Raw genomic sequence first — 4,392 nt, 5'->3', positions numbered from 1 at the left:
AACAGCATGCGGTGAAGTTCAATGGCGTCGGCCTGGGACTGGGCCTTGCGGTGGTGCGCGAGCTAGCCGAAGCCCATGGCGGCAGCGTCGAGGCGAGCAGCGCCGGGCTTGGGCAGGGCAGCCGCTTCGTCGTCAGGATCCCGATTCGCGATGGAAGACGCTGGGCCGAGGCTTCATCACAGGCACCGCTTCGCGGCCTGCCTCGTCAGATTTGAGGCTTGAGGAGAAACTGCCCCCAAGCTGGTACTCGGTGGTGGCCGCCGGTGAGGGTTCGACTTTCGGAATCTAGGGACGCCAACCGCTGCGTTGGCGCAGCTCACCATCGATCGCTGGACTTATGCGCTCCGCCAGGGTCACATAGGCGGCAGCATCAGTGCGGGTTTGCAACTGTCGTCGACTGTCACTCGGGATCTTCGTGAGGTACTGAACTTGTCTACTGCCGCCCCTACAAAGTAGACGCCGATTCCACGAGCATGGGCGCATGAGCACCCCTGCCTCCACGATGCTGGCCGCCTACCTGCAGGCCGAAACCGATGTTCTTCTCGGCAAGGAAGCGCGCCTCGGCGACCGCGTTTTCCGCAGCGAAGACCTGTCCGAGATCCGGGCTGGCCGCAAAGAGTGGGAAGGGCGCGTCGCGGCTGAGCGCGGGCAGGCCGCCGGCGTGCCGACCATCGGCGGTTTGCGCTTCGCCGTCGCGCGTCTCGACCAATGACCGCACGCCTCAACGCTGTCGACCGCCTAGTCGCATGGATGGACCCGCAGCGCGGCCTGGCCCGCCTGCGTGGTCGAACGCTGCTGGCTCACTACGAGGCCGCCCGGCCGAACCCACAGCGCRAGTTCCGCCGTGACGGGGGCTCGCCCAATCAACTGGTGGAAAAGGGCGCCGTGCCGCTTCGCAACCAGATGCGCTACCTCGACCGCAATCACGACTTGGTCGTCGGCTCGCTGGACGTGCTGGTGAACAACACGGTCGGTGCGCAAGGCATTGGCGTCGAGTTCCAGCCGCGCACGCGCACCGGCGAGATCCACACCGACTACGCGAAGGCGTTGTCGTCCGCCTGGCGCGATTGGCAGCGCCGCCCCGAGGTCCGCTGGCAACACAGCTACGCGCGCTGCCAGCGCCTGCTCGCCCGCACGCTGTACCGCGATGGCGAAGCCTTCGCGCAGCGCGTGACGGGGCGCATGCCCGGCCTGGATCACGGGACCGACGTACCGTACTCGCTCGAGCTGTTCGAGGCGGACATGGTGCCGATGGACTACTCCGACGAGTCCCGTGGCATCAAGCAGGGTATCCAGCGCAACACCTGGGGTCGCCCGACCGGGTACTGGCTGTACAAGGGTCACCCCAGCGAGACGATCTCCCTGCGGCCGGACTTGAAAGTGATTCCGGCGGCTCGCATGCTGCACTTGGCGCACCTGCAGCGCATCGGCCAACTGCGCGGTGTGACCCGTTACGCCAGCGTCATCGGCCGCATCGAGGACATCAAAGACTACGAGGAGTCCGAGCGCATCGCCGCCAAGGTCGCGGCCATGCTGACGGGCTACGTGAAGCGCCAGGCGCCCGACGGCGGCGGCTACGAAGGCCCGCTGAAGGACGACAACGGCAACGACATCCATCGCCAGATCGCGCTGTCCCCCGGCACCATCATCGACACGCTGGCCGTCGGCGAAGAGATCGGCCTGATCGACAGCAAGCGCCCGAACCCGAACCTGATCACCTTCCGCAACGGGCAGCTGCGCGCGTTCGCCGCCGGCATCAGCGCGAGCTACTCCAGCGTCAGCCGCAACTACGACGGCACCTACAGCAGTCAGCGCCAGGAACTCGTCGAGCAGTGGGTGCACTACGCGTGCTTGACTGACGACTTCGTCGGCATGGCCGTGCAGCCGGTTGTCGAGGATTTCATTCAGGCGGCCGATTATTCCGGTGTCGTGCCGTGCCCAAAGGATGTGATGCCCGGCACCGCGAATGACGTGCTCTACGTCGCGCCGTCGATGCCGTGGATCGACATGGCCAAGGAAGCCACGGCCTGGCTGACGCTGAGCCAAGCCGGCTTCATCAGCGAGGTCGAGGTGATCCGCAAGGCCGGGCGGAACCCCGACACCGTGCTCGAACAGGTCGCCGAGTGGCGCCGCAAGGTCAAGGAGAAAGACCTGCGCTTCAGCAGCGATGTGACGAACCAGAACGCGAGCGGCTTGCCCAGCCCGCCGAAGCAGGGCGACGCCCCATCCCCATCCAACACCGACGACCAGGAGGACAACGCCGATGAATGATCCCCGTGCCCTGACCGATGCCGACATGCAGCGCATCGCCGAGAAGCTCGCTGCGCAGCTCGTGACCCAGCTCGGTGACGAGCGCACCGCGCAGCGCTTGGTCGATGTATGGGGCGGCTACGTCGACCGCCAGCTCGGCAAAGGCCTGCGGCGCTTCGCGATGTACGCGGTGATGGCGCTCCTCGGCCTGGGGGCCATCAAGTTCGATTGGTTCAGTCGCCTTCTCAGCAAGTGACCGCCAGCTCGGAACGACTCCAAAAATCACGACGACCTCAAAGAGGCCAGAGGCAGAACAGGGACGACAGCGAATGGACTTCAACCTAGCGTACGAAACCGTGCTCGGCAAGGAAGCCGGCTTCAGCGACGACCCGCTCGACAGCGGCGGCCAGACGAAGTACGGCATCACCGAGGTGGTGGCACGTGCCTTCGGCTATGCCGGCCCGATGAACCTGCTCGGCTTCGACCAGGCAAAGGCGATCTACCGCAGCCGGTACTGGGACGCGCTGCAGCTCGACCAGGTCGCGAGCGCGGCACCAGCCGTGGCTGGCGAGCTGTTCGACACCGCGGTGAACCAGGGCACCGACCAGGCGGCCACCTTCCTGCAACGCACGCTCAACGTGCTGAACAAGGAAGGCAGCTGGTACCCCGACGTGAAGGCGGACGGACGCATCGGCCCAATGACGATCGCAGCGCTGCGGGAGTACGTGCGCCGCCGCGGCGCCGAGGGGCAGGTGGTGCTGCTGCGTGCGCTCAACGCGCTGCAGGGTGCCTTCTATGTCGAGCTGGCTGAGCGACGCGCGAAGGATGAAGCCTTCGTTTACGGCTGGCTGCTGAACCGCGTGGAGATCGCGGCCGCGGTGGGAGGCAAGGCCTGATGGACCCGATCAGCACCGCATTCGCGCTCGCGCAGTTCGTGCCGGGCATCCTGAAGTGGATCACCGGCAGCGACCAGGCCGAGCAAGCCGCCAGCATCGTGATCGACATCGCCAAGCAGGTCACCGGCAAGGACAGCGGCCAGGCCGCTTTGAGCGCGATCCAGGCCGATCCTGCGGCACTGCTGGCCTTCCGCCAGGCGGTGATCGCAGCAGAGGCCGATCTCGACAAGGCCTTCCTCGCTGATCGGCAGGACGCCCGCAAGCGCGACGTGCAGCTTGCCCAGCTCGGCCGGACGACCAGGCGCGCGGACCTGATGATCGTCGGCGACGTGATCGGCATGCTGGCCTGCCTGTCGGCGATGGTCTTCGTGACCTGGCTCGGCGTGACGAAGGGCGGCGACGTGAACCCACTGATCATGGCCCTGAACGGCCCTCTGGGCATGCTGACCCAGCAATTCGCCAACGGCCTGCGCGATGCACACCAGTTCGAGTTCGGATCGAGCCGCGGGTCTGCCGAGAAGACCGAACTCCTCGCCCGCGCACCGGCCGTGAAGTAGCTGCCGGCCGCCAGTTCCCCGGCTGTGCAGGCGTCTGCACAGCCTCAAAAAGACAGGGCGACCGCCGTTGTGTTGGAGCACTCCGGCGGCCACCAAACCCACAGACCTTTCCTGTGAGCCCAGCCAAGGCCCTGCCACCTTCCGGAGGCGGGGCGCAGTGTACCTACACCCAACTGGAGCCTCATGGCTAACCCAATCATTCCCTGGATCGGCGGCAAACGACGCCTGGCCGATCTGCTGATCCCGCGCTTTCCGGCGCACAAGTGCTACGTCGAGGTCTTCGCGGGCGGCGCCGCGCTGTACTTCCTTCGCCCGCCGGCGGACGTGGAGGTCATCAACGACATCAACGGCGAGCTGGTGAACCTGTACCGCGTGGTGAAACACCACCTCGAGGAGTTCGTGCGCCAGTTCAAATGGGCGCTGTCGAGCCGCGAGGTCTTCAAGTGGATCCAGGACACGCCCGCGGAGACGCTGACCGACGTGCAGCGCGCCGCGCGCTTCTACTACCTGCAGCACCAATGCTTCGGCGGCAAGGTGCAGGGGCAGACCTGGGGCACGGCGACGACCGCGCCGCCGGTGAACCTGCTGCGCATCGAGGAGCAGTTGAGCGCCGCGCATCTGCGCCTGGCCGGCACCTTCGTCGAGCGGCTGCACTGGAAGACCTGCATCGAGCGCTACGACCGGCCGCA

7 protein-coding genes are annotated in these 4,392 nt (G+C 66.4%); all 7 read left to right on the top strand.

The window, feature by feature from the left end; all coding sequences use genetic code 11:
* A partial coding sequence (locus AC1DXV_RS31835) for an ATP-binding protein (RefSeq protein WP_477937482.1) occupies nucleotides 1-215 on the top strand: 215 nt, incomplete at its 5' end.
* Nucleotides 216-481: 266 nt separating this feature from the next.
* Nucleotides 482-712, top strand: a complete 231-nt coding sequence (locus AC1DXV_RS31830) for a DUF6148 family protein (RefSeq protein WP_477869533.1) — start codon at nucleotides 482-484, stop codon at nucleotides 710-712.
* Nucleotides 709-2,271: a phage portal protein gene (locus tag AC1DXV_RS31825; protein ID WP_477937480.1), complete on the top strand. Its 1,563-nt coding sequence runs from the start codon at nucleotides 709-711 to the stop codon at nucleotides 2,269-2,271. Before AC1DXV_RS31830 ends, AC1DXV_RS31825 begins: the two co-directional genes overlap by 4 nt.
* Nucleotides 2,264-2,506 carry a hypothetical protein gene (locus AC1DXV_RS31820; protein ID WP_477869529.1) on the top strand — a complete coding sequence of 81 codons (243 nt, stop codon included), beginning with the start codon at nucleotides 2,264-2,266 and terminating at the stop codon, nucleotides 2,504-2,506. The genes AC1DXV_RS31825 and AC1DXV_RS31820 overlap by 8 nt, the downstream gene beginning before the upstream one ends.
* Nucleotides 2,507-2,579: 73 nt before the next feature.
* Nucleotides 2,580-3,146 (top strand): glycoside hydrolase family 108 protein, encoded by a 567-nt coding sequence (locus AC1DXV_RS31815; protein WP_477869527.1) that lies wholly within the window; start codon nucleotides 2,580-2,582, stop codon nucleotides 3,144-3,146.
* A complete protein-coding gene (locus AC1DXV_RS31810; protein ID WP_477869525.1) occupies nucleotides 3,146-3,703 on the top strand; it encodes a hypothetical protein in 558 nt (185 codons plus the stop codon). Before AC1DXV_RS31815 ends, AC1DXV_RS31810 begins: the two co-directional genes overlap by 1 nt.
* Nucleotides 3,704-3,886: 183 nt before the next feature.
* On the top strand, nucleotides 3,887-4,392 hold a 506-nt coding region (locus AC1DXV_RS31805; RefSeq protein ID WP_477937478.1), incomplete at its 3' end, for a DNA adenine methylase.

It is taken from the genome of Rhizobacter sp. P3_C12, assembly GCF_056402735.1.
This window is presented reverse-complemented; position numbering and strand designations above follow the sequence as displayed.